This is a genomic window from Pseudomonas mandelii (assembly GCF_006438925.1).
GTDB lineage: Bacteria > Pseudomonadota > Gammaproteobacteria > Pseudomonadales > Pseudomonadaceae > Aquipseudomonas > Aquipseudomonas mandelii_C.
In genome coordinates this window covers 91,400-114,909 of record NZ_RCZA01000012.1, presented here as the reverse complement: position 1 = coordinate 114,909, position 23,510 = coordinate 91,400, and the positions used below count along the sequence as shown (strand labels likewise).

General features: G+C 57.1%; 20 protein-coding genes. 18 read left to right on the top strand and 2 right to left on the bottom strand.

What is annotated here, in order from left to right:
- Nucleotides 1-151 precede the first annotated feature (151 nt).
- The 3 genes from EAH74_RS25225 to EAH74_RS25215 all read left to right on the top strand — a co-directional run bounded on the left by EAH74_RS25225 (nt 152) and on the right by EAH74_RS25215 (nt 3,266).
- The gene (locus EAH74_RS25225) at nt 152-1,003 is read left to right on the top strand and encodes a glycine betaine ABC transporter substrate-binding protein (RefSeq protein ID WP_056745045.1); all 852 of its coding nucleotides are present in this window, start codon (nt 152-154) and stop codon (nt 1,001-1,003) included.
- A gap of 296 nt (nt 1,004-1,299) precedes the next feature.
- Nucleotides 1,300-1,611, top strand: coding sequence for a DUF485 domain-containing protein (locus EAH74_RS25220; protein WP_017337238.1), 312 nt, complete (start codon nt 1,300-1,302; stop codon nt 1,609-1,611).
- Nucleotides 1,608-3,266 (top strand): cation acetate symporter, encoded by a 1,659-nt coding sequence (locus tag EAH74_RS25215; protein WP_140681897.1) that lies wholly within the window; start codon nt 1,608-1,610, stop codon nt 3,264-3,266. The genes EAH74_RS25220 and EAH74_RS25215 overlap by 4 nt, the downstream gene beginning before the upstream one ends.
- 709 nt (nt 3,267-3,975) lie before the next feature.
- Here the strand turns inward: EAH74_RS25215 and gltA are convergent.
- On the bottom strand, nt 3,976-5,265 hold the full coding sequence (gene gltA, locus EAH74_RS25205; RefSeq protein WP_008148584.1) for a citrate synthase: 1,290 nt from the start codon (nt 5,263-5,265) through the stop codon (nt 3,976-3,978).
- A gap of 363 nt (nt 5,266-5,628) precedes the next feature.
- Here gltA and sdhC point away from each other — a divergent pair, with 363 nt between their 5' ends.
- The 12 genes from sdhC (at nt 5,629) to EAH74_RS25145 (ending at nt 20,105) form a co-directional block, all read left to right on the top strand.
- On the top strand, nt 5,629-6,003 hold the full coding sequence (sdhC, locus tag EAH74_RS25200) for a succinate dehydrogenase, cytochrome b556 subunit (RefSeq protein ID WP_046048044.1): 375 nt from the start codon (nt 5,629-5,631) through the stop codon (nt 6,001-6,003).
- Complete coding sequence (gene sdhD, locus EAH74_RS25195; RefSeq protein WP_123364598.1) at nt 5,997-6,365, top strand: succinate dehydrogenase, hydrophobic membrane anchor protein; 369 nt, start codon at nt 5,997-5,999, stop codon at nt 6,363-6,365. The genes sdhC and sdhD overlap by 7 nt, the downstream gene beginning before the upstream one ends.
- Before the next feature lie 3 nt (nt 6,366-6,368).
- On the top strand, nt 6,369-8,144 hold the full coding sequence (gene sdhA, locus EAH74_RS25190) for a succinate dehydrogenase flavoprotein subunit (protein ID WP_140681893.1): 1,776 nt from the start codon (nt 6,369-6,371) through the stop codon (nt 8,142-8,144).
- An 11-nt stretch (nt 8,145-8,155) separates the two neighbouring features.
- Nucleotides 8,156-8,860, top strand: coding sequence for a succinate dehydrogenase iron-sulfur subunit (locus EAH74_RS25185; protein WP_140681891.1), 705 nt, complete (start codon nt 8,156-8,158; stop codon nt 8,858-8,860).
- A 276-nt stretch (nt 8,861-9,136) separates the two neighbouring features.
- Complete coding sequence (locus tag EAH74_RS25180) at nt 9,137-11,968, top strand: 2-oxoglutarate dehydrogenase E1 component (RefSeq protein WP_140681889.1); 2,832 nt, start codon at nt 9,137-9,139, stop codon at nt 11,966-11,968.
- 42 nt (nt 11,969-12,010) lie between these two features.
- Nucleotides 12,011-13,231 (top strand): 2-oxoglutarate dehydrogenase complex dihydrolipoyllysine-residue succinyltransferase, encoded by a 1,221-nt coding sequence (odhB, locus tag EAH74_RS25175; RefSeq protein WP_010456848.1) that lies wholly within the window; start codon nt 12,011-12,013, stop codon nt 13,229-13,231.
- A gap of 110 nt (nt 13,232-13,341) precedes the next feature.
- Nucleotides 13,342-14,778 carry a dihydrolipoyl dehydrogenase gene (lpdA, locus tag EAH74_RS25170; RefSeq protein WP_123364600.1) on the top strand — a complete coding sequence of 479 codons (1,437 nt, stop codon included), beginning with the start codon at nt 13,342-13,344 and terminating at the stop codon, nt 14,776-14,778.
- A gap of 200 nt (nt 14,779-14,978) precedes the next feature.
- Nucleotides 14,979-16,145 (top strand): ADP-forming succinate--CoA ligase subunit beta, encoded by a 1,167-nt coding sequence (gene sucC, locus EAH74_RS25165; RefSeq protein WP_008148602.1) that lies wholly within the window; start codon nt 14,979-14,981, stop codon nt 16,143-16,145.
- Nucleotides 16,145-17,026: a succinate--CoA ligase subunit alpha gene (gene sucD, locus EAH74_RS25160; RefSeq protein ID WP_008148605.1), complete on the top strand. Its 882-nt coding sequence runs from the start codon at nt 16,145-16,147 to the stop codon at nt 17,024-17,026. The genes sucC and sucD overlap by 1 nt, the downstream gene beginning before the upstream one ends.
- A 361-nt stretch (nt 17,027-17,387) precedes the next feature.
- Nucleotides 17,388-18,701, top strand: coding sequence for a branched-chain amino acid transport system II carrier protein (gene brnQ, locus EAH74_RS25155; RefSeq protein ID WP_129442292.1), 1,314 nt, complete (start codon nt 17,388-17,390; stop codon nt 18,699-18,701).
- A 265-nt stretch (nt 18,702-18,966) separates the two neighbouring features.
- Complete coding sequence (locus EAH74_RS25150) at nt 18,967-19,704, top strand: DUF599 domain-containing protein (RefSeq protein ID WP_033055885.1); 738 nt, start codon at nt 18,967-18,969, stop codon at nt 19,702-19,704.
- Nucleotides 19,704-20,105 carry an MAPEG family protein gene (locus EAH74_RS25145; protein WP_140681887.1) on the top strand — a complete coding sequence of 134 codons (402 nt, stop codon included), beginning with the start codon at nt 19,704-19,706 and terminating at the stop codon, nt 20,103-20,105. Before EAH74_RS25150 ends, EAH74_RS25145 begins: the two co-directional genes overlap by 1 nt.
- A 77-nt stretch (nt 20,106-20,182) precedes the next feature.
- Here EAH74_RS25145 and EAH74_RS25140 read toward each other — a convergent pair whose 3' ends face one another.
- Nucleotides 20,183-20,416, bottom strand: a complete 234-nt coding sequence (locus tag EAH74_RS25140; protein ID WP_123364604.1) for a hypothetical protein — start codon at nt 20,414-20,416, stop codon at nt 20,183-20,185.
- 160 nt (nt 20,417-20,576) lie between these two features.
- Here EAH74_RS25140 and EAH74_RS25135 point away from each other — a divergent pair, with 160 nt between their 5' ends.
- The 3 genes from EAH74_RS25135 to htpG all read left to right on the top strand — a co-directional run bounded on the left by EAH74_RS25135 (nt 20,577) and on the right by htpG (nt 23,488).
- The gene (locus EAH74_RS25135) at nt 20,577-21,053 is read left to right on the top strand and encodes a PaaI family thioesterase (RefSeq protein ID WP_123364605.1); all 477 of its coding nucleotides are present in this window, start codon (nt 20,577-20,579) and stop codon (nt 21,051-21,053) included.
- Nucleotides 21,050-21,487 carry a PaaI family thioesterase gene (locus EAH74_RS25130; RefSeq protein ID WP_140681885.1) on the top strand — a complete coding sequence of 146 codons (438 nt, stop codon included), beginning with the start codon at nt 21,050-21,052 and terminating at the stop codon, nt 21,485-21,487. Before EAH74_RS25135 ends, EAH74_RS25130 begins: the two co-directional genes overlap by 4 nt.
- Before the next feature lie 96 nt (nt 21,488-21,583).
- Nucleotides 21,584-23,488 carry a molecular chaperone HtpG gene (gene htpG, locus EAH74_RS25125; protein WP_140681883.1) on the top strand — a complete coding sequence of 635 codons (1,905 nt, stop codon included), beginning with the start codon at nt 21,584-21,586 and terminating at the stop codon, nt 23,486-23,488.
- Nucleotides 23,489-23,510: the final 22 nt, after the last annotated feature.

Genomic DNA, 23,510 nt, shown 5'->3' with positions numbered 1-23,510 from the left:
CCCCATTGTCGTGAGGTTGATTATCGACGCATCAGTACTCCGCTGATGTTCGGACGAGTTTGCGGTGGGCGTGATGGGGGCGCTGTGCACCATAACAATACGTTGACGCGACTCGGCATCCGTCGAGCGCAGCACTTTCGGGGAAGTAACGATGAAGATGCGACGACTCTTGGGCGCAGGTGCCGCTTTGGTGCTGGCGATCAGTTCTACTGTAGCCAGCGCCGAAGGCAAGGCAGTGACTATCGGTTATGTCGACGGCTGGTCGGACAGTGTTGCCACGACCAACGTGGCCGCTGAAGTGATCAGGCAGAAACTCGGTTATGACGTGAAACTGCAAGCAGTCGCCACCGGGATCATGTGGCAGGGCGTGGCCACTGGCAAACTCGATGCCATGATGTCTGCGTGGCTGCCAGTGACTCATGGTGAATACTGGACCAAGAACAAGGATCAAGTCGTCGATTACGGTCCGAACTTCAAGGACGCAAGAATTGGCCTGATCGTGCCGGAGTACGTCAAAGCTAAAAGTATTGCCGATCTGAAAACCGACGACAGCTTCAAGGGTCGCATCGTCGGCATCGACGCCGGTTCGGGCGTAATGCTCAAGTCCGAACAGGCCATCAAGGACTACGATCTGACCGGCTATCAACTCAAGGCCAGTTCCGGCGCCGGCATGATTGCCGAGCTGACCCGTGCCGAGAAGAAAAACGAATCCATTGCTGTCACCGGTTGGGTGCCGCACTGGATGTTCGCCAAGTGGAAACTGCGCTTCCTGGACGACCCGAAAGGCGTTTATGGCGCGGCTGAAACTGTAAACAACATCGGCAGCAAAGAACTGGCAACCAAGGCTCCGGAAGTTGCCAAGTTCATGAAGAACTTCCAGTGGGCGTCGAAAGACGAAATCGGCGAAGTCATGTTGGCCATTCAAGATGGTGCCAAACCTGAAGCCGCCGCGAAGGATTGGGTCGCCAAACACCCGGAACGTGTTGCAGATTGGACTAAATGATTTGAGCTGACGCGTCTAGTCAGCACTTCTGAAGGCCGCTTGGCATAACCGCCAAGCGGCCTTTTGCTTTCCCTTGTGGGAGCGAGCTTGCTCGCGATAGCGGTGTATCAGTCGATATTGATGTTGACTGACACACCGCTATCGCGAGCAAGCTCGCTCCCACATTGGCTTCAGCGTCTGCTGGAAAATGGCGATTCTGTCATGTCGTTCTAATACTAAGGTCGTCTGGAACCAGTTCCGTAGCCGCATAGAGTGGATAACGTTCCAACTTCATCTGTGCTGCGAGGATAAAAACAATGAACGACAGCATTTACCTCTCGATTCAAAACAGCCCGCGCTTCAAGGAGCTGGTTAGTAAGCGAGAAAGGTTCGCCTGGATTCTTTCGGCGATCATGCTTGGGCTTTACTCCGGATTCATCCTTTTGATTGCTTACGGGCCGCATATTCTGGGGGCGAAAATCAGCCCCGAGTCTTCGATTACCTGGGGGATACCGATTGGTGTCGGGCTGATTCTCTCGGCCTTTATCCTGACTGCAATCTACGTACGACGCGCCAATGGCGAATTCGACGACCTGAACAATGCGATTCTCAAGGAGGCTCAGCAATGATCCGGCGTCTAATGGCTCTATTGAGCATCGCAGCCTTTGCACCTGGCGCCTGGGCAGGTGAAGCCCTGACCGGCGAAGTGCACAAACAACCGCTCAACGTCTCCGCGATCCTGATGTTTGTCGCGTTCGTTGGTCTGACCCTGTGCATCACCTACTGGGCTTCCAAACGCAACAATTCGGCAGCCGACTACTATGCGGCGGGTGGCAAGATCACCGGCTTCCAGAACGGTCTGGCGATCGCCGGTGACTACATGTCGGCGGCGTCCTTCCTGGGTATTTCCGCCCTGGTGTTCACTTCTGGCTACGACGGCCTGATCTACTCGATCGGGTTCCTGGTGGGCTGGCCGATCATTCTGTTCCTGATCGCCGAGCGCCTGCGTAACCTGGGTAAATACACCTTTGCCGACGTGGCGTCCTACCGCCTTGGGCAAACCCAGATCCGCACGCTGTCCGCTTGCGGCTCGCTGGTGGTGGTGGCGTTCTACCTGATCGCGCAAATGGTCGGTGCCGGCAAGCTGATTCAGCTGCTGTTCGGTCTCGACTACTACGTTGCCGTGATCCTGGTCGGTATCCTGATGTGCATGTACGTGTTGTTCGGCGGCATGCTGGCGACCACTTGGGTGCAGATCATCAAGGCCGTGTTGCTGCTGTCCGGTGCTACGTTCATGGCGCTGATGGTCATGAAGCACGTCAACTTCGACTTCAGCCTGCTGTTTTCCGAGGCGATCAAGGTTCACCCTAAAGGTGAAGCGATCATGAGTCCGGGCGGCCTGGTGAAAGATCCGGTCTCGGCATTCTCGCTTGGCCTGGCACTGATGTTCGGTACCGCTGGCCTGCCGCACATTCTGATGCGCTTCTTCACCGTGAGTGACGCGAAAGAAGCTCGCAAGAGCGTGCTGTATGCAACCGGCTTCATTGGTTACTTCTACATCCTGACGTTCATCATCGGCTTCGGCGCGATCCTGCTGGTCAGCACCAACCCTGCCTTTAAAGATGCTGCTGGCGCGCTGTTGGGCGGCAACAACATGGCGGCGGTGCACCTGGCTAACGCGGTGGGTGGCAGTATCTTCCTGGGCTTCATCTCGGCAGTCGCGTTCGCAACCATTCTGGCTGTAGTGGCCGGTTTGACGCTGGCCGGCGCTACGGCGGTGTCTCACGACCTTTACGCCAGCGTGATCAAGAAGGGCAAAGCCAACGACAAGGATGAGATCCGCGTTTCGAAAATCACCACCGTCTGCCTGGGTGTGTTGGCGATCGGTCTGGGCATTCTGTTCGAAAGCCAGAACATCGCGTTCATGGTAGGCCTGGCGTTCTCCATCGCGGCGAGCTGTAACTTCCCGGTGCTGCTGCTTTCCATGTACTGGAAGAAGCTGACCACACGCGGGGCGATGATCGGTGGCTGGTTGGGTCTGATCAGTGCCGTTGGTTTGATGGTCCTTGGTCCTACCATTTGGGTGCAGATCCTGCATCACGAGAAGGCTATCTTCCCGTATGAGTACCCGGCGCTGTTCTCCATGGCCATTGCGTTTATCGGGATCTGGTTCTTCTCGATCACTGACAAGTCGACGGCCGGCGTTAATGAGCGTGCGCTGTTCTTCCCGCAGTTTGTTCGTTCGCAGACTGGTTTGGGGGCGAGTGGGGCGGTTGCTCACTAAGGCTTCAGGCTTGGCTATATAAGCTGCGTTAAACAGAAAATGCCCCGGTCGAGAGATCGGGGCATTTTGTTTTGTGGGCGGTTATCGGATTGTTAGTGGGGGGGCTTGTTTGTTGTGGCGGCCTTTGGGCCGACCATGCTGTTGTTGACTGGGGTACATATCCATTCCTGCGGTAACGGCTACTTAGGGTTTCGCCCTTACGGCGACTCACTTTTTTTTCAAACGCCAAAAAAAAGTAAGCAAAAAAAGGCTCGCCCCGAGCGTCCGGCCCCTCGCTAGGGCTCGGTGTTCCTTCGTTCCGAAGGGCGGGTAGATCAAAATCAAAAGCAAGATCAAAAGCTGAAGGCGAGCTAACGCTCGGCCTGATGAGTGGTTAAGAGCGAAGCGGGTACGCCGATTCATTGTGGGAGCGAGCCTGCTCGCGATGGCGGCGGTTCAATCAACATTGCTGTGCCTGATCCACCGCCTTCGCGAGCAGGCTCGCACAGCTGTTAGGTTGCTTTGGCTTTGGCTTTGGCTTTGGCTTTGGCTCTTACTTTTCGGCGTCTGGAAAAGTGAGTCGCTGTAAAAGCGAAACCATAAGCAGCCGTTACCGCAGCAACGGATGCCCCCAATCCCACACCACGCCACCGCCGCACAAACAAAAACGGCCTCTATATAAATAGAGGCCGTTTCCGGTGCAACTCAAGACGTTATCGCAAGACAGGTCTTATTTGCGGTCTTCCAGCTTGGTGATGTCACGCGACTCGTAGCCGGTGTACAGCTGGCGCGGGCGGCCAATCTTGTACGGGCTGGAGAGCATTTCTTTCCAGTGGGAGATCCAGCCGACGGTCCGTGCCAAAGCGAAGATCACGGTGAACATGCTGGTTGGAATGCCGATCGCCTTGAGGATGATCCCCGAGTAGAAGTCGACGTTCGGGTACAGCGAGCGTTCGATGAAGTACGGGTCGGTCAGGGCGATCTCTTCCAGGCGCATTGCCAGTTCGAGTTGCGGATCGTTGGTGATGCCCAGTTCCTTCAGCACTTCGTCGCAGGTCTGCTTCATGACTGTTGCGCGTGGGTCGCGGTTTTTGTAAACACGGTGACCGAAGCCCATCAGTTTGAACGGATCGTTCTTGTCCTTGGCCTTGGCGATGTACTTGTCGATGTTCGACACATCGCCAATTTCATCGAGCATGGTCAGAACAGCTTCGTTCGCGCCGCCGTGGGCAGGGCCCCACAGTGCAGCGATGCCGGCGGCGATACAGGCGAACGGGTTGGCACCCGAAGAGCCGGCCAGGCGTACGGTGGAAGTCGATGCGTTCTGCTCGTGGTCGGCATGGAGGATGAAGATCTTGTCCATGGCGTTGGCGAGCACCGGGCTGATCGGTTTGATCTCGCACGGGGTGTTGAACATCATGTGCAGGAAGTTTTCCGCGTACGTCAGGTCGTTGCGCGGGTACATCATGGGTTGCCCCATCGAGTACTTGTAAACCATCGCTGCCAGGGTCGGCATCTTGGCAACCAGGCGGATCGCGGAGATTTCGCGATGCTGCGGGTTATTGATGTCCAGGGAGTCGTGGTAGAAGGCCGAGAGGGCGCCGACTACGCCGCACATGACGGCCATCGGGTGGGCGTCGCGACGGAAGCCGTTGAAGAAGGTCTTCAGCTGCTCGTGAACCATGGTGTGGTTCTTCACGGTGCTGACGAACTGGGCCTTCTGTTCTGCGGTCGGCAATTCGCCGTTGAGCAGCAGATAGCAGGTTTCCAGGTAGTCCGACTTTTCAGCCAACTGTTCGATCGGGTAGCCGCGGTGCAGCAGGATGCCGTTGTCGCCGTCGATATAGGTGATCTTCGACTCGCAGGAAGCTGTCGACATGAAACCAGGGTCAAAGGTGAAACGGCCCGTGGCCGTCAGGCCCCGAACATCGATTACATCGGGACCAACGGTGCCGGTTAAAATGGGCAGCTCGACGGGGGCTGCGCCCTCGATGATCAACTGCGCTTTTTTGTCAGCCATGTGGCCTCCTATTTATGCTTGAAATCATCAGACAGACCCCCCACGCAGGGCCCGCACCACTATAGTGAGATAAATTCGAATGTCAATTTGCCTAAAGTCTTGCTCCAGAAGGCTTTAACCGGACTTTTTCCTCGAAATTGACTGCCATTTACGCCTTTTATACGACTTGTGCAATGAGCTATTAGGGGGAGGTGAACGCGTTGTCATTAGTAGCCTAACTGTCTATACTCGGCCACCGACCGCCAGGGGCTTTTTGGCCTGCTTTGTTGGGGGTCGCATCCCTGGGTAGTGGTTACCTGACCAGTGCACTCCCCAACAACTTTGCCCTGATTGTTAGGGGCTCTTCAGTGTGAAAAAAAAGCCGTGAAAAGCCAACGACCTGTAAACCTAGACCTTAGGACCATCAAACTCCCCATCACCGGCGTTACGTCGTTTCTTCACCGTGTTTCCGGCATCATCCTCTTCCTGGGCCTTGGCTTCATGCTGTATGCATTGGGCAAATCTCTGGGTTCCGAGGAAGGTTTTGTCGAAGTGAAGGCATGCTTGACCAGTCCGCTGGCCAAGTTCGTAGCATGGGGCCTCCTCTCTGCCTTGCTGTATCACATGGTAGCCGGCGTGCGCCATTTGATCATGGACATGGGCATCGGTGAGACGCTGGAAGGCGGCAAGCTGGGCTCGAAAATCATTATCGCCGTGTCTGCGGTGTTGATCGTTCTGGCGGGAGTTTGGATATGGTAACCAGCGTAACGAACCTGTCGCGTTCCGGCCTCTATGACTGGATGGCGCAGCGTGTGTCTGCGGTTGTTCTCGCGGCTTATTTCATTTTCCTGATTGGATACCTGGCAGCGCACCCTGGCATTGGCTACGCCCAATGGCACGAGCTGTTTGCAAGCAACGGGATGCGTATCTTCAGTCTGCTGGCCCTGGTGGCCCTGGGCGCTCACGCCTGGGTTGGCATGTGGACCATCGCGACCGACTACCTGACGCCGATGGCGCTGGGCAAGTCCGCGACTGCAGTACGTTTCCTCTTCCAGGCAGTATGCGGCATTGCGATGTTCGCCTACTTCGTCTGGGGTGTGCAGATTCTTTGGGGTATCTGATTCATGTCTACTACAGTTAATACGCTTTCGTTCGACGCCATTATTATTGGCGGCGGCGGTGCTGGCATGCGCGCTGCGCTGCAACTGGCACAAGGTGGTCACAAGACTGCCGTGGTAACCAAGGTTTTCCCGACTCGCTCGCACACCGTATCCGCCCAGGGTGGCATCACCTGTGCCATCGCCTCGGCAGATCCGAACGATGACTGGCGCTGGCACATGTACGATACCGTCAAGGGTTCCGACTATATCGGTGACCAGGACGCTATCGAATACATGTGTTCCGTAGGCCCGGAAGCGGTCTTTGAGCTCGAGCACATGGGCTTGCCGTTCTCCCGTACCGAGCAGGGCCGCATCTATCAGCGTCCGTTCGGCGGTCAGTCGAAAGACTTCGGTAAAGGTGGCCAGGCTGCCCGTACGTGCGCCGCTGCCGACCGTACCGGTCACGCACTGCTGCATACCCTGTACCAGGCCAACCTCAAGGCCGGCACTGTATTCCTCAACGAATACTACGGTGTCGACCTGGTGAAGAACGAAGATGGTGCCTTTGTCGGCATGATCGTCATCTGCATCGAAACCGGCGAAACTTCCTACGTCCGTGCTAACGCCACTGTACTGGCGACTGGCGGTGCAGGCCGTATCTACTCGTCCACCACCAATGCCCTGATCAACACCGGTGACGGCGTCGGCATGGCTCTGCGTGCTGGCGTACCGGTACAAGACATTGAAATGTGGCAGTTCCACCCAACCGGCATCGCCGGCGCCGGTGTACTGGTTACTGAAGGCTGCCGCGGTGAAGGCGGTTACCTGATCAACAAGCACGGCGAGCGTTTCATGGAGCGTTATGCTCCGAACGCCAAAGACCTGGCTGGTCGTGACGTTGTTGCTCGCTCGATGGTTAAAGAAATCATCGCCGGCAACGGTTGCGGTCCGGATGGCGACCACGTAATGCTGAAACTCGATCACCTCGGTGAAGAAGTTCTGCACAGCCGTCTGCCAGGCATCATGGAATTGTCCAAGACCTTCGCCCACGTCGACCCAGCCGTGTCGCCGATTCCGGTCGTTCCAACCTGCCACTATATGATGGGCGGCGTGCCGACCAACATTCACGGTCAGGCAATCACTCAGGATGCCGACGGCGTTGACCAGATCATCCCGGGCCTGTTCGCAGTAGGCGAAGTGGCTTGCGTATCGGTTCACGGTGCCAACCGTCTGGGCGGCAACTCGCTGCTCGACCTGGTAGTGTTCGGCCGTGCCGCCGGCCTGTTCCTGGAACAGACCCTGAAAGAAGGCGTCGACTACACCCGCGCTCGCCAGTCCGACATCGACGCTGCCCTGGCACGTCTCGATGGCCTGAACTCGCGTACCGAAGGTGAAGACGTCGCCACCCTGCGTAAAGAGCTGCAAAGCTGCATGCAGAACTACTTCGGTGTATTCCGTACCGGCGAATACATGCAGAAGGGTATTGCCCAGCTGGCTGATCTGCGTGGCCGTATCGCCAACGTCAAGATCAACGACAAGAGCCAGGCGTTCAACACCGCTCGTATCGAAGCTCTGGAATTGCAGAACCTGCTGGAAGTGGCCGAAGCTACCGCCATCGCCGCAGAAATCCGCAAAGAGTCCCGCGGCGCTCACGCCCGTGAAGACTTCGAAGAGCGCGATGACGTTAACTGGCTGTGCCACACCCTGTATTTCCCGGGTGAGAAGCGCGTTACCAAGCGTGCCGTGAACTTCTCGCCAAAAACAGTCCCGACCTTTGAACCAATGATTCGGACTTATTAAGGGTAGCCGCCATGTTGCAAGTCAGTGTTTATCGCTACAACCCTGATCAGGACGCCGCGCCGTTCATGCAGGAATTCCAGGTCAATACCAACGGTAAAGACCTGATGGTGCTGGACGTGCTGGCCCTGATCAAAGAGCAGGACGAGGGTTTCTCCTATCGTCGCTCTTGCCGTGAAGGTGTTTGCGGTTCCGACGGCATGAACATCAACGGCAAAAACGCTCTGGCGTGCGTCACGCCGCTGTCCGCTGTCGTAAAAGGTAACAAGCTGATCGTTCGTCCTCTGCCAGGTTTGCCGGTTATCCGTGACTTGGTCGTCGATATGAGCATCTTCTACAAGCAATACGAAAAGGTTAAGCCATACCTGCAGAACGACACGCCGGCTCCGGCCATCGAACGTCTGCAGACTCCTGAAGAGCGTGAAAAGCTCGACGGTCTGTACGAGTGCATCCTGTGCGCTTGCTGCTCGACCTCTTGCCCGTCCTTCTGGTGGAACCCGGACAAGTTCCTGGGTCCAGCTGCTCTGCTGCAAGCGTATCGCTTCCTGGCAGACAGCCGCGACACCAAGACTGCCGAGCGTCTGGCTTCGCTGGATGACCCGTTCAGCGTATTCCGCTGCCGCGGGATCATGAACTGCGTCAACGTCTGTCCGAAAGGCCTGAACCCGACTAAGGCCATCGGTCACGTACGTAACATGCTGCTGCAAAGCGGCGTGTGATTCAGCTGCTGTAACCCGGCTGTTGTAAATGTAGTACCGCTGTACCCGTAGATGCTACGGCGCAGGCTTCAACCGGCGCCGTAGTTTTAACCTGAGCAGCAGCTTATAAGGCTGCGGCTCTTATTTTGAAGAAATGAGACAAGCAGGGGCATCCGGGCTGGTACCCGGACTATCAGCGTGATCCTAAGTGGCTTGTTTTAGTCGCTGCATTCGGACTTCTGCAAGCGTGCTCGGTGTCGACGCCGGTGGTGTTCCCCTAACCGAGGGTGACCAAGCATGCAAGAAAGCGTGATGCAGCGCATGTGGAACAGCGCCTACCTATCCGGTAGTAACGCTGCCTATGTGGAAGAGCTCTATGAGCTCTACCTGCACGACCCTAACGCTGTGCCAGAAGAGTGGCGCACCTACTTTCAGAAGTTGCCTGCTGACGGCAACACTGCCACCGATGTTTCGCACTCCACAATTCGCGATCATTTCGTCTTGCTGGCAAAGAACCAGCGCCGCGCCCAACCGGTTTCCGCCGGCAGCGTGAGCAGTGAGCACGAGAAGAAGCAAGTTGAAGTGCTGCGATTGATCCAGGCCTACCGTATGCGTGGCCACCAGGCAGCCCAGCTTGACCCGCTGGGGCTGTGGCAGCGTCCTGCACCTGCAGACCTGTCGATCAATCATTACGGCTTGACCAATGCCGATCTTGATACGACCTTCCGTGCCGGCGACCTGTTCATCGGCAAAGAGGAGGCGAGCCTACGCGAAATTCACGAAGCGTTGCAGCAGACATATTGCCGCACCATCGGCGCTGAATTTACGCACATCACCGATTCCGAGCAGCGCCAGTGGTTCCAGCAACGTCTGGAAAGCGTGCGCGGCCGTCCAACGTACTCCGCCGACATCAAGAGCCACTTGCTCGAGCGCGTCACGGCCGGCGAAGGTCTGGAAAAATACCTGGGTACCAAATACCCGGGTACCAAGCGTTTCGGTCTGGAAGGCGGCGAGAGCCTGATTCCGATGCTCGACGAGCTGATCCAGCGTTCCGGTTCCTACGGCACCAAGGAAATCGTTATCGGCATGGCCCACCGTGGTCGTCTGAACGTACTGGTCAACACCTTCGGCAAGAACCCGCGCGAGCTGTTCGACGAGTTTGAAGGCAAGAAGAAGGTCGAGCTGGGTTCCGGTGACGTTAAGTATCACCAGGGCTTCTCGTCCAACGTGATGACCACCGGCGGTGAAGTTCACCTGGCGATGGCGTTCAACCCGTCCCACTTGGAAATCGTATCTCCAGTGGTCGAGGGTTCGGTTCGCGCCCGTCAGGATCGTCGCAACGACCCTACCGGTGAGAAGGTTCTGCCGATCTCCATCCACGGTGACGCGGCATTCGCCGGTCAAGGTGTGGTCATGGAAACCTTCCAGATGTCGCAGACCCGCGGTTTCAAGACCGGCGGCACCGTGCACATCGTGATCAACAACCAGGTCGGTTTCACCATCAGCAACCCGCTGGACTCGCGCTCCACCGAGTACGCGACCGACGTTGCGAAGATGATCCAGGCGCCGATCCTCCATGTGAATGGTGATGATCCGGAAGCTGTGTTGTTCGTGACCCAGCTGGCCATCGACTACCGCATGCAGTTCAAGCGTGACGTGGTGATCGACCTGGTCTGCTACCGTCGTCGTGGCCACAACGAGGCCGACGAGCCAAGCGGCACCCAGCCAATCATGTATCAGCAGATCACCAAACAGCGCACCACCCGTGAGCTGTATGCCGATCGTCTGACTCAGGGTGGTGTGCTGGACGCAGAGCGTGTTCAGGCAAAAGTCGACGAATACCGCAATGCACTGGACAACGGTCTGCATGTCGTAAAAAGCCTGGTCAAAGAACCGAACAAAGAGTTGTTCGTTGACTGGCGTCCGTATCTGGGCCACGCCTGGACCGCGCGTCATGACACTCGCTTCGATCTGAAAACCTTGCAGGAACTGTCCGCCAAGCTTCTGGAAATTCCGGAAGGCTTCGTGGTTCAGCGCCAGGTCTCGAAAATCTACGAAGACCGTCAGAAAATGCAAGCCGGCGGCCTGCCGATCAACTGGGGTTACGCCGAAACCATGGCGTACGCAACCCTGGCGTTCGAAGGTCACCCGATTCGCATGACGGGTCAGGACATCGGTCGCGGTACGTTCTCGCACCGTCACGCTGTCTTGCACAACCAGAAAGACGCGGGCACCTACATCCCGCTGCAAAACCTGTACAAGGGCCAGCCACGTTTCGACCTGTACGATTCGTTCCTGTCCGAAGAAGCCGTGCTGGCGTTCGAATATGGTTACTCGACCACCACGCCTGAGGCGCTGGTGATCTGGGAAGCCCAGTTCGGCGACTTCGCCAACGGTGCCCAAGTGGTTATCGACCAGTTCATCACCAGTGGCGAGCACAAGTGGGGCCGTCTCTGCGGTCTGACCATGCTGCTGCCGCACGGTTATGAAGGTCAGGGTCCGGAGCACTCTTCGGCTCGTCTGGAGCGTTACCTGCAGCTGTGCGCCGAGCACAACATTCAGGTGGCCGTACCGACTACGCCAGCTCAGATCTACCACTTGCTGCGTCGTCAGGTGATTCGCCCGCTGCGCAAGCCATTGATAGTCCTGACGCCGAAGTCGCTGCTGCGTCATAAACTGGCCATCTCGACCCTGGAAGATCTGGCCGAAGGTTCGTTCCAGACCGTTATCCCGGAAATCGATGTTCAAGACCCGAAAAAGGTCGAGCGCATTGTTCTGTGTAGCGGCAAGGTCTACTACGACCTGCTGGAAAAACGCCGTGCCGAAGGTCGTGACGACATCGCCGTCGTGCGTATCGAGCAGCTGTACCCATTCCCTGAGGACGACTTGAACGAAGTCCTGGCTCCGTACACCAACCTCAAACATATCGTTTGGTGTCAGGAAGAGCCGATGAACCAGGGTGCCTGGTACTGCAGCCAACACCACATGCGTCGCATCGTTGGCAATCACAACAAAGCACTCTTTCTCGAGTACGCCGGTCGTGATGCTTCTGCTGCACCTGCTTGTGGTTATGCATCGATGCACGCTGAGCAGCAGGAAAAACTGCTGCAAGACGCCTTTACTGTTTAACGCCTTCGCGCACCTGAAACCGAATTTAAGGACCCACAGATAATGGCTATCGAAATCAAAGCCCCCACTTTCCCGGAATCGGTTGCCGATGGCACCGTTGCCACCTGGCACAAAAAGCCGGGCGACGCCGTCAAGCGCGATGACCTGATCGTCGACATCGAAACTGACAAAGTCGTACTGGAAGTGTTGGCCACCGCTGACGGCGTGCTGGGCGCTATCGTCAAGAACGAAGGCGACACCGTTCTGTCCGACGAAGTCCTGGGCTCCATCGAAGCGGGCGGCGCTGCTGCCGCTCCAGCTGCTGCCGCTGCTCCGGCCGCTGCACAAGCCGCTGCTCCTGCCGCTGAAGGCGAAGATGATCCTGTTGCTGCACCGGCTGCTCGCAAGCTGGCTGAAGAAAACGGTATCAACATCGCTTCCGTTGCCGGCACTGGCAAAGGCGGTCGTGTGACCAAGGAAGACGTTGTTGCCGCTGTAGCTGCCAAGAAAGCCGCTCCGGCTGCCGCGCCTGCCAAGGCTGCTGCTCCTGCCGCTGCCGCTCCAGTGTTTGCTGCCGGCGATCGTATCGAGAAGCGCGTACCGATGACCCGCGTGCGGGCCACCGTAGCCAAGCGTCTGGTTGAAGCTCAATCGAACATGGCGATGCTGACCACTTTCAACGAAGTCGACATGACCGAAGTCATGGCCCTGCGTTCGAAGTACAAGGACCTGTTCGAGAAGTCCCACAACGGCGTGCGCCTGGGCTTCATGTCGTTCTTCGTCAAGGCTGCCACCGAAGCGCTGAAACGCTTCCCGGCTGTCAACGCGTCGATCGACGGTGCTGACATCGTTTATCACGGCTACGCCGACGTCGGTGTTGCTGTTTCCAGCGACCGCGGCCTGGTTGTTCCGGTTCTGCGTAACGCCGAACTGATGAGCCTGGCTGAAATCGAAGGCGGCATCGCCACCTTCGGCAAGAAGGCTCGTGACGGCAAACTGTCGATGGACGAGATGACCGGCGGTACGTTCACCATCACCAACGGTGGTACCTTCGGTTCGATGATGTCGACCCCGATCGTCAACCCGCCGCAAGCGGCCATCCTGGGCATGCACAACATTCTGCAGCGTCCTATGGCGATCAACGGTCAGGTTGTTATCCGTCCGATGATGTACCTCGCGCTGTCCTACGATCACCGTCTGATCGATGGCAAAGAAGCTGTGACCTTCCTGGTTACCATCAAGAACCTGCTGGAAGACCCGGCTCGTTTGCTGCTGGATATCTGATTTCGTTGCACGGGCCGTCCAGTGATGGACGGCCCTCCTGTAATGACCAGCTTCGTCCCACGACGGTCCCCAAAAGGGAGCGTCCGGTTTGATTCGAGAAGGAATGACACATGACTCAGAAATTCGACGTGGTAGTGATTGGCGCGGGCCCTGGCGGCTACGTGGCTGCCATTAAAGCAGCGCAACTGGGCCTCACCACTGCCTGCATCGAGAAATACACCGACAAGGAAGGCAAACTGGCCCTCGGCGGTACTTGCCTGAACGTCGGCTGCATTCCATCCAAGGCGCTGCTGGACAGCTCCTGGAAATACAAGGAAGCCAAAGAAGGCTTCGCGATCCACGGTATCAACCACGCTGGTGTGACCATGGACGTGGCTGCGATGGTCGGCCGTAAAGCCAACATCGTCAAAGGCCTGACTTCGGGTGTTGCCACCCTGTTCAAGGCTAACGGTGTGACCTCGATCGAGGGCCACGGCAAACTGCTGGCCGGCAAGAAAGTCGAAGTCACCAAGCCTGACGGTTCGGTAGAAATCATTGAAGCCGAGAACGTGATTCTGGCTCCGGGCTCGCGTCCGATCGACATTCCGCCCGCTCCGGTCGACCAGAATGTGATCGTCGATTCGACTGGCGCGCTGGAATTCCAGTCCGTGCCAAAACGTCTGGGCGTGATTGGCGCTGGCGTGATCGGTCTGGAACTGGGTTCGGTCTGGTCCCGTCTGGGCGCAGAAGTGACTGTTCTTGAAGCGCTGGACACCTTCCTGATGGCCGCTGACGCTGCCGTTTCCAAGGAAGCGCTGAAAACCCTGACCAAACAAGGTCTGGACATCAAGCTGGGTGCTCGCGTTACCGGTTCCAAAGTGAACGGTGACGAAGTCGTTGTGAACTACACCGATGCCAACGGCGAACAGAACATCACCTTCGACAAGCTGATCGTAGCCGTTGGTCGCCGTCCGGTGACCACTGATCTGCTGGCTGCTGATTGCGGCGTGACCCTGGACGAGCGCGGTTTCGTGCACGTTGACGATCACTGCGCCACCACCGTACCGGGTGTTTACGCCATCGGCGACGTGGTTCGCGGCATGATGCTGGCACACAAGGCCTCGGAAGAGGGCATCATGGTCGTTGAGCGCATCAAGGGCCACAAAGCCCAGATGAACTATGACTTGATCCCTTCGGTTATTTATACTCACCCGGAAATCGCGTGGGTCGGCAAAACCGAGCAGGCCTTGAAGGCTGAAGGCGTTGAAGTTAACGTTGGCACCTTCCCGTTCGCAGCCAGTGGCCGTGCCATGGCAGCCAACGACACCGGCGGTTTCGTGAAAGTCATCGCTGATGCCAAGACTGACCGCGTATTGGGCGTCCACGTGATTGGCCCGAGCGCTGCAGAACTGGTTCAGCAGGGTGCGATCGGTATGGAATTCGGCACCAGCGCGGAAGACCTGGGCATGATGGTTTTCTCCCATCCGACCCTGTCCGAAGCCTTGCACGAAGCAGCTCTGGCTGTGAATGGCGGCGCCATCCACATTGCCAACCGCAAGAAGCGTTAAGACAAGACAATAAGAAACCACGGCGGAAGGCCCGTCGTGAGCCTTGCGTGCAAGACTCACCGCGGAATGTCCGCCGGACGCAGCCTTGCGTAGTCTCACCGGTTATCCGGAACACCTACGCAAGCAGCAGTCACAGGTGGTGCGGCACTTGAACAAGTGCAGCACCGAATGCGCAGTACCTAACGAAGACGGTAATAAGCATGAATCTTCACGAGTATCAGGGTAAGCAGCTGTTCGCTGAATACGGCCTGCCAGTATCCCAGGGTTTCGCCGTAGACACCCCGGAAGCAGCAGCAGAAGCGTGCGACAAAATCGGCGGGACCGAATGGGTTGTCAAAGCCCAGGTTCACGCAGGTGGTCGCGGTAAAGCGGGCGGCGTTAAGCTGGTTCGCAGCAAAGAAGACGCCAAAGCATTCGCTCAACAGTGGTTGGGCAAGCGTCTGGTGACTTACCAGACTGATGCCAATGGTCAGCCAGTCACCAAGATCCTGGTTGAATCGTGCACTGATATCGCTAAAGAGCTGTACCTGGGCGCTGTCGTTGACCGTTCGAGCCGTCGCATCGTGTTCATGGCTTCCACCGAAGGTGGCGTGGACATCGAGAAAATCGCTCACGACACCCCTGAGAAAATCCTCAAGGCCACTATCGATCCACTGGTTGGCGCTCAGCCATTCCAGGGTCGCGAGCTGGCATTCCAGCTGGGTCTGGAAGGCAAGCAAGTTGCTCAGTTCGCCAAGATCTTCGTAGGTCTGGCCAAGCTGTTCAAGGATCACGATCTGGCTCTGCTGGAAGTGAACCCGCTGGTGATCAAGGCTGACGGCGATCTGCATTGCCTCGACGCCAAGATCAACATCGACGCCAACGCCATGTACCGTCAGCCTAAGCTGAAGACTTTCCACGATCCGTCGCAAGACGATCCGCGCGAAGCGCACGCTGCCAAGTTCGAACTGAACTACGTAGCGCTGGAAGGCAACATCGGTTGCATGGTCAACGGTGCTGGCCTGGCCATGGGTACCATGGACATCGTCAACCTGCATGGCGGCAAACCAGCCAACTTCCTCGACGTGGGCGGCGGTGCTACCAAAGAACGCGTTACCGAAGCGTTCAAGATCATCCTGTCCGACACTAACGTCGCTGCAGTATTGGTCAACATCTTCGGCGGCATCGTTCGTTGCGACATGATTGCCGAAGGCATCATCGGCGCTGTGAAAGAAGTCGGCGTGAAAATCCCGGTTGTTGTTCGCCTTGAAGGCAACAACGCTGAGCTGGGCGCTAAAGTACTGGCAGAAAGCGGTTTGAACATCATCGCTGCTACCAGCCTGACCGACGCTGCTCAACAAGTTGTCAAAGCTGCGGAGGGCAAATAATGAGCGTCCTGATCAATAAAGACACCAAAGTTATCTGCCAGGGTATTACCGGTTCGCAAGGTAGTTTCCACACCCAGCAAGCCATCGAATACGGCACCAAGATGGTTGGCGGCGTTACTCCTGGTAAAGGCGGCACCGAGCACCTGGGTCTGCCAGTGTTCAACACCGTGAAAGACGCTGTAGCTGCCACTGGCGCCACCGCCAGCGTGATCTACGTTCCAGCTCCTTTCTGCAAGGACTCCATCCTGGAAGCAGCATTCGGCGGCATCAAGCTGATCGTTTGCATCACTGAAGGCATTCCTACCCTGGACATGCTGGATGCCAAGGTCAAGTGCGACGAACTGGGCGTAGTCCTGATCGGTCCTAACTGCCCAGGCGTGATCACTCCAGGCGAATGCAAGATCGGCATCATGCCAGGTCACATTCACTTGCCAGGCAAGGTCGGTATCGTTTCCCGTTCCGGCACCCTGACCTACGAAGCTGTGAAGCAAACTACTGACGCCGGTTTCGGTCAGTCGACTTGCGTCGGCATCGGCGGTGACCCGATCCCGGGCTCGAACTTCATCGACATCCTGAAGCTGTTCCAGGAAGACCCGAAGACCGAAGCGATCGTGATGATCGGTGAGATCGGCGGTTCGGCTGAAGAAGAAGCGGCTGCCTACATCAAGGCACACGTGACCAAGCCGGTTGTTTCCTACATCGCTGGTGTGACTGCCCCTGCGGGCAAGCGCATGGGCCATGCTGGCGCAATCATCTCTGGCGGCAAAGGCACTGCAGACGAGAAGTTTGCTGCCCTGGAAGACGCAGGCGTTAAAACCGTGCGTTCGCTGGCAGACATCGGCAAGGCTTTGTCCGAGCTGACCGGTTGGGCGATCAAGTAAGCCTCGCGCTTATCTGACGCTTCACCAAACAAAGGCCACCTTCGGGTGGCCTTTGTCGTTTCCGAAGATCAAAAGATCGCAGCCTCGTTGCCCCTGTAGGAGCTGTCGAGTGCAACGAGGCTGCGATCTTTTGACCTTTATATATGTAAACGCGACACGGAAATGTCGCGTATCGGATAGTTCGCACCCTAACAGTGCGTTTGTCGGGCAAATTCGTTAGGCTAGCAGCCATTTTTGCGTCCGCCGCCCACAAGGTTGCTACGCGCTAAACGGGTCAGTCTTATACGGACCGACAGCATTTCCCTCACCCCTCAGGGAAATCCCTCTCTAAATTCCGATTCAGTAGTGTGGTATTTCCTTAATGAAAGTGTTGAAAGGCCAGGACATCCTGGCACTTGGTTTTATGACATTTGCCCTGTTTGTCGGGGCTGGCAACATCATCTTCCCGCCTATCGTCGGTCTGCAGTCCGGTCCAAACGTCTGGATGGCAGCGCTGGGCTTTCTGATCACCGCGGTCGGTCTGCCGGTGATCACCGTTGTCGCCCTGGCCAAGGTCGGTGGCGCCATGGATGCCTTGAGCAGCCCGATCGGGAAAGTCGCCGGTGGCCTGCTGGCAGCCGCGTGCTACCTCGCTGTCGGCCCGCTGTTCGCGACGCCGCGCACCGCCACCGTGTCATTCGAAGTCGGCTTGGCGCCGTTGACCGGCGAGAGCCCGCTGGCGCTGTTCCTCTACAGCTCGGTGTACTTCCTGCTGGTGTTCTTCATCTCGCTCTATCCGGGCCGGCTGCTGGATACCGTAGGACGTTTCCTCGCACCGCTGAAGATCATCGCCTTGGCCGCGCTCGGCATCGCAGCGTTTGCATTGCCGGCCGGTGATGTCGGAGTGGCCACCCCGGAATACGTGGCAGCACCGTTCTCCCAAGGCTTCATCAATGGTTACCTGACCATGGATACCCTGGGCGCGCTGGTGTTTGGCATTGTCATTGTCAACGCAATCCGTTCCCGTGGCGTCGAGTCGCCGGTGTTGATTACCCGTTACGCGATCATCGCCGGGCTGATTGCCGGCGTGGGTCTGGCGCTGGTTTACGTCAGCCTGTTCCGTCTCGGTTCGGGCAGCCATGAAGTGGCCGCGGGTGCCACCAACGGCGCGGCGGTGTTGCACGCATACGTGCAACACACCTTCGGCTCTCTGGGCAGCGGTTTTCTGGCGGTGCTGATCTCCCTGGCCTGTCTGGTGACGGCGGTGGGTCTGACCTGTGCCTGCGCCGAATACTTCAGCCGTGTGCTGCCGCTGTCCTACAAGACATTGGTCATCATCCTGGCCGCGTTTTCCCTGCTGGTGTCCAACCTGGGCCTCACCAAGCTGATTGCGTTCTCGATCCCGGTGCTGACCGCGATCTACCCGCCGTGCATTGCCCTGGTCGCCCTGAGCTTCTGCAAGGACTTCTGGCATGAGCAGGGTCGAATCGTCGGTCCGGTGATGCTGGTGTCGTTCATCTTCGGTTTGATCGACGCCCTCAAGGGTGCGGGTCTGGCGGACTGGATGCCGACTCAGTTGTCCCACCTGCCGCTGAGCGAGCAAGGCCTGGCGTGGCTGGTGCCGTCGGTCATGACCCTGGTCGTCGCGGTGGTTTGCGATCGCTTGCTGGGCAAACGCGAAGAAGCGCTGGCTTAAGCCGCTTCATGGCCCGCCACAAGCGGGCCGTGAACACACATGGAAATGCCCCGTATCAATCGATACGGGGCATTTTTTTTGGAGTCGGTGCAGTGTCTTTTTCCTTGAGCTAACGTCGAAGCAGTGCCAAGACCTAATGTGGGAGCGAGCCTGCTCGCGATAGCGGTAGATCAGTCAACATATGTGTTGAATGTAAATCCGTCATCGCGAGCAGGCTCGCTCTCACAGGAATTATGTACTCCGCATCTACATCACAAGGACCTGCATGTCGTTCATCCACGCCAACATGATCCACATCCTCGCCGCGCTCTGGTTCGTCATCTGCTGGGGCGGCTACACCCGTTATGCGACGTGGAAGGGCCGCGACACCGCGTGCCTGGCCAGTGTGCTGCACCTTTATCGCGAAGACTGGATGCGCCGCATGCTGTTGCGCGACAACCGCATCGCTGACGCCAGCGTGATCGGTAACCTGGAGCGCAACGCCTCGTTCTTCGCCTCCAGCACATTGATTATCCTGGCCGGCATTCTCACGGTGCTCGGAGCCTCCGAAAGGGCAGTATCGTTATTGGCGGATATCCCGATGGTGCAGCAGGCATCCCAGGGGATGTCGGAGATCAAGTTGCTGTGCCTGGCGCTGGTGTTTGTCTATGCGTTCTTTACGTTCAGCTGGTGCATGCGCCAGTACAACTTTGCGGCAATTCTGGTGGGCTCGGCGCCTATGGTCGGTGAGCGTCATGTTTCCGAACAAGAGCGCAAAGCCTTTGCTGCCCGGGCGGCCCGCGTCATTTCCATGGCCGCCAACCAGTTCAACTTCGGACTGCGCTCTTACTACTTCGGCATGACCATGCTGGCCTGGTTCGTCAGCCCGTGGTTGTTCATGTTGATGAGTGCCGGCGTGGTGTTGGTGTTGTATCGCCGGGAGTTTCATTCCGACGTTCTCGACGTGATGGTCTATACACCTACAGAGGCGCCATTGCCCGAGGCGATTAAAGAGGCTGTTTGATGAGTATTCCGTTCTGGTGTGTATTTATCAGTGCCTTGCTGATTTTTGTGGCAAAAATTCCCGTGGCCAAGGCAATGAATGACCATGGTGGTTATGACAACCATCTGCCGCGTCAGCAACAGACGCAACTGACTGGCTTCGGTGCCCGTGCGTTGGCGGCTCATCAAAACTGCTTTGAGGCGTTCATTCTTTTCGCGGTGGGGGTGTTGATGGCGCATACCACGCAGACAGCGGGGTGGCTGATCGACTTGCTGGCAATCATCTTCGTGATCACACGAGTCATTTATTTGCTGTGCTATTGGGTTGATCTGGCCTGGCAGCGGAGCCTGGTATGGGGCGTCGGACTAGTCTGTTCGTTGCTGTTGATGATTAGTCCGACTTTTAAAACTATTTTGCTGTAACGCCTGCTTTGCAAACAAAAACCAGGCAAAAGAAAACCCGCACTTGGCGGGTTTTCTTTATCACGCTAAAAACTGTTTTAGTTTTTAGGTGCTTCTTTTGTGGCTGCTTCGTTCGATTCAGCCTGAGCTTTGGCGGCTTCGGCGTTTTCTTTCGCCGCGTCGTTCACTTTATCCTGAGCTTTGCTCATGTCTTGCTGAGCTTGCTCGGCATGTTTGTTGGCATCTTGAGCTTTGTCCTCGGATTTTTTATCGCAGGCTGCGAGACCGAGGGAAGCGGTCAACATCAAGGCAATAGCTAAAGTCTTACGCATGGGGTGTTTCTCCTTATGGAAAATATATCTACTGGTCTTTCGAGCGCAGCCCATAGCGTTAAGTTCCTCAATTCATACAGATATATAAGTTTATTCCGACGGGAACTTTTACTAAAAACGCCTAGTGCGTTGCCTGAACACTAAGAAGAGTTTTATCAAAATGGCCGAAAACCCCGTTTTTGAGCGCGCTACACGATTTCTCTCGGCGCTGCGACATTGTCAGGTACTTGGGCTGCGGGTTCACAGCGCCAGCAGCGAAGGCCTGACGGTCATCTTGCCGTACAGTCCTCAAATTGTTGGCAACCCGCAAACCGGCGTGATACATGGCGGGGCGCTGACCTCGCTGATGGACACGGCCTGCGGCATGTCCACCCTCTGCGTGTTGCCCGAGTTCGAAGTTTGTCCGACCCTCGACCTGCGCATCGACTACATGCACGCCGCCGAGCCGCATAAAGATGTCTACGGTTTTGCCCAGTGCTACCGGGTGACCACGGATGTGATCTTTGCTCGCGGTTTCGCCTATCAGGACAATCCCGAGCAGCCCATCGCCCACGTGGTGGGCACCTTCATGCGCATGGGCAAAGCCATCAAGGGCACCAAAGGCTTTGGCGGCGTCATCGCCGGAGGTGCGAAATGACTGACGCGTTCAAGGAACAACTTCAGCAGGCACATGAGCAGGGCGACTACGCCTCGCTACTGCACCTGATTCCCTACGCCAAATTGATCGGCATCGAATGTTCGCGGGTGGGGGATGATCTGCTGTTTCGCTTGCCGTCCAACAAGGACAACATTGGTAACCCTTTATTGCCGGCGATTCATGGTGGCGTGATCGCCGGGTTCATGGAGTTGTCCGCAGCGCTGCACCTGCTGATTTTCACCGGTTCGCCGGGTGTGCCGAAGATCATCGATTTCTCCCTCGACTATCTGCGCGCCGGGCAGTTTCGCGACACCTGGGCCAGATGCCAGGTTTGCCGGCAGGGCCGCCGGGTAGCCAACGTTGCGATTACGGCCTGGCAAAGCACTGAGGTCGAACCGATTGCCACAGCCCGCGCCCATTTCAAAATTGAATAGCCCTTGAAATCCTGAACTCAGCCCCCAACTTTGATGACAACCCGCCGCCGACCCTTCAGGTCGCGGCCACTGCCATCTGATTGGAGTTTGATGACCATGAGTGTGGAAACTCAAAAGGAAACCCTGGGCTTCCAGACCGAGGTGAAGCAACTGCTGCACCTCATGATCCATTCGCTGTATTCCAACAAGGAAATTTTCCTTCGCGAATTGATCTCGAACGCCTCTGACGCTGTCGACAAATTACGTTTCGAAGCCCTGTCCAAGCCTGAGTTGCTGGAAGGTGGCGCCGAACTGAAAATCCGTGTGAGCTTCGACAAGGACGCTAAAACCGTCACCCTCGAAGACAACGGCATCGGCATGAGCCGTGAAGATGCGATCACCCACCTGGGTACCATCGCCAAATCCGGCACTGCCGATTTCATGAAACATCTCTCTGGTGATCAGAAAAAAGATTCCCACCTGATCGGTCAATTCGGTGTGGGTTTCTACTCTGCATTCATCGTCGCCGACAAAGTCGACGTGTTCAGCCGTCGTGCCGGTGCTGCTGCCAGCGAAGGCGTTCACTGGTCGTCCAAAGGCGAGGGTGACTTCGAAGTTGCCACCGTTGATAAAGCCGAGCGCGGCACCCGTATCGTCCTGCACCTGAAGTCCGGTGAAGACGAATTCGCCGATGGCTGGCGTCTGCGCAACGTCATCAAGAAGTACTCCGACCACATCGCTCTGCCGATCGAGTTGCCGAAAGAAGTGGCCGCCGTTGAAGGCGAAGAGCAACCGGCCGTTGAATGGGAAACCGTCAACCGCGCCAGTGCCCTGTGGACCCGTCCGCGTACCGAGATCAAGGACGAGGAATACCAGGAGTTCTACAAACACGTCGCTCATGACTTCGAAAACCCGCTGAGCTGGAGCCACAACAAGGTCGAAGGCAAGCTCGAATACAGCTCGCTGCTCTACGTGCCGGCCCGTGCTCCGTTCGATCTGTATCAGCGTGAAGCGCCGAAAGGCCTGAAGCTGTACGTGCAGCGCGTGTTCGTGATGGATCAGGCGGAGTCGTTCCTGCCGCTGTACCTGCGCTTCATCAAAGGTGTGGTCGATTCCAACGACCTGTCGCTGAACGTGTCGCGGGAAATCCTGCAGAAAGATCCGATCATCGATTCCATGAAGTCGGCGCTGACCAAGCGCGTTCTCGACATGTTGGAAAAGCTGGCGAAGAACGAGCCTGAGCAATACAAGAGCTTCTGGAAAAACTTTGGCCAGGTCATGAAAGAAGGCCCGGCAGAAGACTTCGCCAATAAAGAGAAAATCGCTGGCCTGCTGCGTTTCGCATCGACCAACGGTGATGAAGGCGAGCAAGTGGTGGGTCTGGCCGAATACCTGGCTCGCGCCAAGGAAGGTCAGGACAAGATTTACTACCTGACCGGCGAAACCTACGCGCAAGTCAAAAACAGCCCGCACCTGGAAGTCTTCCGCAAGAAAGGCATCGAAGTGCTGCTGCTGACCGACCGCATCGACGAGTGGCTGATGAGCTACCTCAGCGACTTCGACGGCAAGAGCTTTGTCGACGTGGCGCGTGGTGACCTGGACCTGGGCAACCTGGATTCGGAAGAAGACAAGAAAGCTGCGGAAGAAGTCGCCAAGTCCAAAGAAGGTCTGGTTGAGCGTCTGAAAACTGCACTGGGCGACTCCGTTGCTGAAGTGCGAGTTTCCCATCGTCTGACCGATTCCCCGGCGATTCTGGCCATCGGCGAGCAGGACCTGGGCATGCAGATGCGTCAGATCCTGGAAGCGAGCGGTCAGAAGGTTCCGGAATCGAAGCCGATCTTCGAATTCAACCCGGCTCACCCGCTGATCGAGAAGCTCGACAACGAGCAGAGCGACGAACGCTTCGGCGACCTGTCGCACATTCTCTTCGATCAGGCGGCGCTGGCCGCCGGCGACAGCTTGAAAGACCCGGCCGCCTACGTGCGCCGTCTCAACAAGCTGCTGGTTGAACTGTCGGTTTAACTGCGTTGTACAAAAACCCGCT

Excerpts from the sequence above, each read along its gene's own strand:
- EAH74_RS25225 (WP_056745045.1), top strand. The coding sequence starts at position 152 with ATGAAGATGCGACGACTCTTGGGCGCAGGTGCCGCTTTGGTGCTGGCG.
- EAH74_RS25220 (WP_017337238.1), top strand. The coding sequence starts at position 1,300 with ATGAACGACAGCATTTACCTCTCGATTCAAAACAGCCCGCGCTTCAAG.
- EAH74_RS25215 (WP_140681897.1), top strand. The coding sequence starts at position 1,608 with ATGATCCGGCGTCTAATGGCTCTATTGAGCATCGCAGCCTTTGCACCT.
- gltA (WP_008148584.1), bottom strand. The coding sequence starts at position 5,265 with ATGGCTGACAAAAAAGCGCAGTTGATCATCGAGGGCGCAGCCCCCGTC.
- sdhD (WP_123364598.1), top strand. The coding sequence starts at position 5,997 with ATGGTAACCAGCGTAACGAACCTGTCGCGTTCCGGCCTCTATGACTGG.
- sdhA (WP_140681893.1), top strand. The coding sequence starts at position 6,369 with ATGTCTACTACAGTTAATACGCTTTCGTTCGACGCCATTATTATTGGC.
- EAH74_RS25185 (WP_140681891.1), top strand. The coding sequence starts at position 8,156 with ATGTTGCAAGTCAGTGTTTATCGCTACAACCCTGATCAGGACGCCGCG.
- EAH74_RS25180 (WP_140681889.1), top strand. The coding sequence starts at position 9,137 with ATGCAAGAAAGCGTGATGCAGCGCATGTGGAACAGCGCCTACCTATCC.
- odhB (WP_010456848.1), top strand. The coding sequence starts at position 12,011 with ATGGCTATCGAAATCAAAGCCCCCACTTTCCCGGAATCGGTTGCCGAT.
- lpdA (WP_123364600.1), top strand. The coding sequence starts at position 13,342 with ATGACTCAGAAATTCGACGTGGTAGTGATTGGCGCGGGCCCTGGCGGC.
- sucC (WP_008148602.1), top strand. The coding sequence starts at position 14,979 with ATGAATCTTCACGAGTATCAGGGTAAGCAGCTGTTCGCTGAATACGGC.
- sucD (WP_008148605.1), top strand. The coding sequence starts at position 16,145 with ATGAGCGTCCTGATCAATAAAGACACCAAAGTTATCTGCCAGGGTATT.
- brnQ (WP_129442292.1), top strand. The coding sequence starts at position 17,388 with ATGAAAGTGTTGAAAGGCCAGGACATCCTGGCACTTGGTTTTATGACA.
- EAH74_RS25150 (WP_033055885.1), top strand. The coding sequence starts at position 18,967 with ATGTCGTTCATCCACGCCAACATGATCCACATCCTCGCCGCGCTCTGG.
- EAH74_RS25145 (WP_140681887.1), top strand. The coding sequence starts at position 19,704 with ATGAGTATTCCGTTCTGGTGTGTATTTATCAGTGCCTTGCTGATTTTT.
- EAH74_RS25140 (WP_123364604.1), bottom strand. The coding sequence starts at position 20,416 with ATGCGTAAGACTTTAGCTATTGCCTTGATGTTGACCGCTTCCCTCGGT.
- EAH74_RS25135 (WP_123364605.1), top strand. The coding sequence starts at position 20,577 with ATGGCCGAAAACCCCGTTTTTGAGCGCGCTACACGATTTCTCTCGGCG.
- EAH74_RS25130 (WP_140681885.1), top strand. The coding sequence starts at position 21,050 with ATGACTGACGCGTTCAAGGAACAACTTCAGCAGGCACATGAGCAGGGC.
- htpG (WP_140681883.1), top strand. The coding sequence starts at position 21,584 with ATGAGTGTGGAAACTCAAAAGGAAACCCTGGGCTTCCAGACCGAGGTG.